Source organism: Kitasatospora sp. NPDC059747 (assembly GCF_042732955.1).
Classification (GTDB): domain Bacteria; phylum Actinomycetota; class Actinomycetes; order Streptomycetales; family Streptomycetaceae; genus Kitasatospora.
In genome coordinates this window covers 63,204-68,399 of record NZ_JBHWGV010000006.1, presented here as the reverse complement: position 1 = coordinate 68,399, position 5,196 = coordinate 63,204, and the positions used below count along the sequence as shown (strand labels likewise).

Sequence of the window (5,196 nt, the reverse complement as noted above, 5' to 3'; positions counted from 1 at the left end):
CCCAGCCCCCCCCCGCGCGCGGCCCCCCCGCCCGCCCGGGGGCGGCGCCCCCCCGCCCCGTCGCGGCGTCCTGTCGCGGCGCCCTGTCGCAGCATCAGCCCCGCAGGATCGCGGGCACGGCGGCGAACAGCGCGGCCGCCAGCGTCACGGACAGGCAGAGGGCGGCCCACCGGGCGCAGATCCGCCGGCACTCGCTGCGGTAGCGGGCGGCGAGGCGGCGGCAGCGGTCGACGGCACGGTCCACGACCTCCTCGGCGTAGCGCAGCCGGTCGGCGGCGTAGGCCCGCTCCAGGCTCTCGCGCTCGGCGGCCGGCAGCCAGGCGAACTGGCCGGCGAAGGCCCGGGCGTCCCGTTCGGCCGCGGCGACCTCCGCCTCCCAGGCCAGGAAGCCCTCCAGGCGGGCGATCTCCACGCGGGTGTCCACCTTCTGCCGCGGGGTCCGCGCCTTCGGCGGACGCTGTCTGCCACCCATTGACCGCTCCTTCGTGCCGTCGCCAGCTCCTTCGCAGCGAAACCACGCAACTACTATCAGTGACGAACGGAGGGTGCCGGGCGACTCGCCGAGCCCCGGGCGCCGAATGGGGCCGCGAACTCCGGACACGCTCCGCGCACGGGCGTGTACCATCGGCAAGCATTGCGACGGTGCACCCCGGGCTGGCCGGGGCACGAGCCAGGAGGTCGGCCATGCCCGATGCCGGTCGGTTCAGCGGGGCGGGCGAGCAGGGCGAGCGGGCGGTCTCGGAAGCCGCCGCCGTCCTGGAGCGCGAGTTGGCGGCCGGTCTGGCCGACGCCAAGGCGGCGGGCGAGCGCCTCGTCGACGAACACCGCGTCGACCAGGAGGAGTTCGGGCGGCTGGTGCGCCGGGTCTCGGACAACACCCACGAACTGATCGACGCCGTCAGCGCCCGGGTGCTGGGCAACACGGCCGGCGACGCCGCCGAGCACACGCGCAGGATCGCCGAGAACGCCCACGACATCGTCGACCTGCTGCTCAACCTCAGCCGCCTCGCGCCGGCCCTCGCCAACCAGGGCCTGAGCACCGCCTTCGGACCGCACCGCACCGCCGCCGGGGAGCCCGACGAGCGGCCCGGGGAGTGACACCGCCCCGGCTCACGGGCGGCGCCGAACTGGTCGAACGGGTGCTGGCCCGCTACCGGGAGCGCACGGTGGCCGCGCTGCTGCGGCACATCCCCGAGCAGAGTCCGCCCTACCTCTACGACCTGGCCGCCGACTACCCGGCCCGCCCCGGCAAGGGCCTGCGCGCGGCGCTGTGCCTCGCCACCTGCGCGGCCTTCGGCGGCGACCCGGGCCGCGCGCTCAACCCGGCCGTCACCGTCGAGCTGTTCCACAACGCCTTCCTGATCCACGACGACATCCAGGACGGCAGCGAGCTGCGGCGCGGCGAGCCCACCCTCCCGGCCGCGTACGGCGTCGAGGTCGCGCTCAACGTCGGCAACGCCACCCACCTGCTCGGCCTCCAGCGGCTGATGGCCAACCGGCGGGGGCTGGGGGGCGAGCTGGCCTGGCGGCTGTTCGAGGAGACCGAGCTCATGTGCCGCCAGTCGCTGGAGGGCCAGGCCCTGGAGATCGCCTGGATCCGCGACAACGCGTGTGCCCTCGTCCCCGGCGACTACTACCGGCTGTGCCTCAAGAAGACGTCCTGGTACACCTTCCTCTACCCGTGCCGCACGGGCCTGCTGGTCGCCGAGGGCCCCTCGGCGGACTCCGGCCGGCTGGACCGGTTCGGCTGGTACCTGGGCGCGGCCTACCAGATCCAGGACGACGTGCTGAACCTCGCCGGGACGCAGGAGGAGTACGGCAAGGAGATCGCCGGGGACCTCTGGGAGGGCAAGCGGACGCTGATGCTGATCCACCTCCTGGAGCGCTGCTCCCCCGCCGAACGCACCAGAGCCGAGCGGTACTTGAGCCGTACGAGGTCCCAGCGCGGCCCGGAGGCCGCCGAGGACGTGCGGTGGCTGCTCGACCGGCTCGCGGCGTACGAGTGCGTGGAGAGCGCGCGGCAGGCGGCGGCCGGGCTGGTCGCGGCGGCGGAACGGGAGATCGACGGGGTGCTCGGCGCGACCGACGCCTGCGGGGAGCAAGAGGCGGACGAGGCACGGGAGTTCCTCCTCGCGCTGCCGGGGTTCGTGGTCGAGCGGGGACGCTGACTGCCGCAGGCCGGCCCGCAACCGGGACCCGTTCGCCGGACGGTCCTTCGGGACTGAGCCCGGGTCAACTATCGTCGTCGCCGGCAACGCTCCACGAGGGCGCGTTTCACGGGAGATGCGGAGTAGCTGTGCGCATCGGAATCATCGGCACGGGCGTGGTCGGGCAGACGCTGGCGAGCAAGCTGGTGTCGCTCGGCCACGAGGTCACGCTGGGCTCGCGGACCAAGGACAACGAGAAGGGGCTGGCCTGGTCCGCCGCGGCGGGCCCGCACGGCCACTGCGGCACCTTCGCCGACGCGGCGGACTTCGGCGAGGTGGTGTTCAACGCCACCGGCGGCACGGTCGCGCTGTCGGCGCTGCGGGCGGCGGGGGCCGAGCGGCTGGCGGGCAAGCTGCTGATCGACGTGTCGAACCCGCTGGTGTTCTCCCCCGAGGGCGAGCTCACCCTCGACCCGGTGAACACCGACAGCGTCGGCGAGCGGATCCAGCGGGAGTTCCCGGCGGCCCGGGTGGTCAAGGCGCTCAACACGATGAACGTCGCCGTGATGGTCGACCCGGCCGTCCTGCCGGGCGAGCACAACCTGTTCGTCTCCGGGAACGACGACGCGGCCAAGGCCGAGGCGGTCGCGCTGCTCGGCGAGTTCGGCTGGCCGGCGGAGTGGATCATCGATCTCGGGGACATCAGCGGCGCCCGCGCGACCGAGATGATGATGCCGTTCTGGCTGCGGCTCTACCGCCACTTCGGCACCGGCGAGTTCAACTACTCGTTCAAGCGCAACGCGTAACGGCCGCCCGAGGGGCCCGGGGGCGGCGCGCGGGGAGCGGAGCGCACGGGGGACAATGGACCACATGTCCCGACGTCGCCCCGCTCCCCGAGCCGCCGCCCCCGCGCCCCGGCTGCTGCCCTCCTCCCCGTGCCCGTGCGGCCTGTCCGCCTCCTACGGCGACTGCTGCGGCCGGATGCACCGCGGTGTGGCGGAGGCCCGCACGGCCGAGGCGCTGATGCGCTCCCGCTTCAGCGCCTTCGTCGTGCAGGACGAGGCGTACCTGCTGCGCAGCTGGCACCCGGACACCCGCCCGGACTCGGTGGACTTCGACCCGGCGCTGCGCTGGACCCGGCTGGAGGTCGGCGCCACCACCGAGGGCGGCGCGTTCCACTCCGGGGGCACCGTCGCGTTCCGCGCGTACTGGACGGAGGGCGACGAGGAGGGGGTGCTCAGCGAGAACAGCCGGTTCGTCCGGCACGAGGGCGCCTGGGTGTACCTCGACGCCCTCTCGCTCGGCTGAGACCGGCTGCCCGCTCCCGGCTCCCGCCCGCACGGCTACAGGTAGTCGTCCAGGCGCCCGAGGGCGTAGCCCTGTGCCGTGACCTCGTTCAGGACCTTGCGGAGCAGGTCCGGCATCGTGGCCTTCCAGTCCTCGGTGCCCCGGAAGTGGGTGAGGATGATGTCGCCCGGGTGGAGCTTCTGGTCGTCGTAGCGCCACTCCATGTGGTCCGGGAAGGCCTCCTCGTTCCACAGCGGCACCGCCTGGACCCCGCACGACCCGGCCGCGCGCAGCGTGTCGTCGTTGTACTCGCCGTACGGCGGGCGGAACAGCCGGGGGCGGACGCCGATCTGCTGCTCCAGCTGGTCCTGCTGGGTGCAGATCTCGTAGCGCTGGGTCTCGTAGTCGTGGATCTTCAGGTTGCGGTGGTTGATGGTGTGGTTGTTGATCTCCACGCCCTGGGAGTGGAGGTCGCGGAAGTAGCCGTAGTTCTCTCGGGCGAGGTAGTCGGAGACGAAGGCGCTGAGCGGGATCCCGAGCTCGGCGGCCATCTTGTTGAACTGCGGGTCCTTCTCGGCGCCGTCGTCGACGGTCAGGAACACCACCTTGTCGTCGGTGGGGACGCGGAACACCACGGGCGGGCGGCCGTCCTTGAGCTTCACGCCCTGCATCGCACGCAGCCGGGGCCTGGCGGCCGGGGGCGGGGGCGCCTTCAGCGGCGGCTCGGCCAGGCCCCAGCGCTGGGCGGTCTCGAACGCCGCGCGGACGGCGGTCTCCTGGCGGGCGACGGCCTCGCTGCTGCTCTCCTCCTCCTTGCGGGCGAGGCCCGGCAGCATGGGCGGCGCGGCGGGCGGGCGGGCCCCCGCCCGGTCGACGGCGGGCTCCCCGGCGGCCGCCGCCTCCGCCTGGGCGGCCGGTGCGGCGCTCGGGGCGTTGGCGACCTCCGCGGCCTTGGCGGCCTTGGCGGCCTTGGCGGCGCCGGCGGGTGCGGCCTTGGGCCCGGCGGGTCCGGACGGCCCGGCGCAGCCGGCGACGACGGCGGAGAGGCAGACGGTGGCCAGCAGACCGGTCCGCAGACCCCTCCGGGCCGGGTGACTGCCCTTCAAACCCCCATTAATGCGATGATCTGATGGTGCGTTCATAACGCCACTGCTCCCCCGGAGGGCACCCCCGTCAATCCCCCCGTCACCCGCACGGCAGAACGACCCGCCCGGGACCTTGCCCAAGCTTTGCCCTGCGCAGGACGGCCGGACGGCCCCGCACGCACCGCGAAAACCCTTTGCCGCCGGGCCGCCCGCACGGCGACCATGCGGGGTATGACCACCGGCACCACCGCACCCGGCCCGGCCTGGACCGTCACCCCCGCCGACGTGACCACCGACGAGGCACTGGCCCTGCTGCGCGAGTACTACTACGACGTCGCCAACCGGTACGGACGGCTGCACCACGGCGAGGACTTCGACGCCGAGGTCCTGGAGGCCGGCCTGGCCGACACCCCCAGCGGCGACCTCGCCGAGCCCACCGGCCTGTTCCTGATCGGCCGCTACGACGGCCGCGCCCAGTCCTGCGCCGGGCTGCGCCGCCTCGACGCCGCCACCGTCGAGCTCACCCGCGTCTACGTCCGCCCCGGCCTGCGCGGCACCGGCGGCGGCGCCCGCCTGCTCGCCGCCGTCGACTCCGCCGCCCGCGCCCTCGGCGCCGGGCGCATCGTCCTCGACACCCGCCTCGACCTCGGCGAGGCCCGCGCCCGCTACACCCCCCA

General features: G+C 74.2%; 7 protein-coding genes. 5 read left to right on the top strand and 2 right to left on the bottom strand.

Translation table 11 applies throughout. The features are described 5' to 3' along the window. Window positions 1–94 precede the first annotated feature (94 nt). Complete coding sequence (locus ACFV4G_RS04475) at window positions 95–472, bottom strand: hypothetical protein (protein WP_380436359.1); 378 nt, start codon at window positions 470–472, stop codon at window positions 95–97. A gap of 212 nt (window positions 473–684) precedes the next feature. Here ACFV4G_RS04475 and ACFV4G_RS04470 point away from each other — a divergent pair, with 212 nt between their 5' ends. The 4 genes from ACFV4G_RS04470 to ACFV4G_RS04455 all read left to right on the top strand — a co-directional run bounded on the left by ACFV4G_RS04470 (window position 685) and on the right by ACFV4G_RS04455 (window position 3,455). After that, window positions 685–1,098: a hypothetical protein gene (locus ACFV4G_RS04470; protein WP_380436357.1), complete on the top strand. Its 414-nt coding sequence runs from the start codon at window positions 685–687 to the stop codon at window positions 1,096–1,098. Then, entirely contained in the window at window positions 1,095–2,168 is a 1,074-nt protein-coding gene (locus tag ACFV4G_RS04465; RefSeq protein ID WP_380436355.1) for a polyprenyl synthetase family protein, read from the top strand. Before ACFV4G_RS04470 ends, ACFV4G_RS04465 begins: the two co-directional genes overlap by 4 nt. Window positions 2,169–2,296: 128 nt before the next feature. Next, on the top strand, window positions 2,297–2,953 hold the full coding sequence (locus ACFV4G_RS04460; protein ID WP_380436353.1) for an NADPH-dependent F420 reductase: 657 nt from the start codon (window positions 2,297–2,299) through the stop codon (window positions 2,951–2,953). Window positions 2,954–3,017: 64 nt separating this feature from the next. Continuing rightward, window positions 3,018–3,455 carry a YchJ family protein gene (locus ACFV4G_RS04455; RefSeq protein ID WP_380436351.1) on the top strand — a complete coding sequence of 146 codons (438 nt, stop codon included), beginning with the start codon at window positions 3,018–3,020 and terminating at the stop codon, window positions 3,453–3,455. Between the two features lie 35 nt (window positions 3,456–3,490). On the opposite strand, the gene ACFV4G_RS04450 is transcribed toward ACFV4G_RS04455, so the two are convergent. Next, window positions 3,491–4,540, bottom strand: a complete 1,050-nt coding sequence (locus tag ACFV4G_RS04450; RefSeq protein WP_380436349.1) for a polysaccharide deacetylase family protein — start codon at window positions 4,538–4,540, stop codon at window positions 3,491–3,493. Between the two features lie 210 nt (window positions 4,541–4,750). Between ACFV4G_RS04450 and ACFV4G_RS04445 the strand changes: the two genes are divergently transcribed. Continuing rightward, a partial coding sequence (locus ACFV4G_RS04445; protein ID WP_380436347.1) for a GNAT family N-acetyltransferase occupies window positions 4,751–5,196 on the top strand: 446 nt, incomplete at its 3' end.

What these genes read in the sequence shown, in the direction of transcription:
- ACFV4G_RS04470 (WP_380436357.1), top strand. Translation starts at nt 685, where the DNA reads ATGCCCGATGCCGGTCGGTTCAGCGGGGCGGGCGAGCAGGGCGAGCGG.
- ACFV4G_RS04475 (WP_380436359.1), bottom strand. Translation starts at nt 472, where the DNA reads ATGGGTGGCAGACAGCGTCCGCCGAAGGCGCGGACCCCGCGGCAGAAG.
- ACFV4G_RS04455 (WP_380436351.1), top strand. Translation starts at nt 3,018, where the DNA reads ATGTCCCGACGTCGCCCCGCTCCCCGAGCCGCCGCCCCCGCGCCCCGG.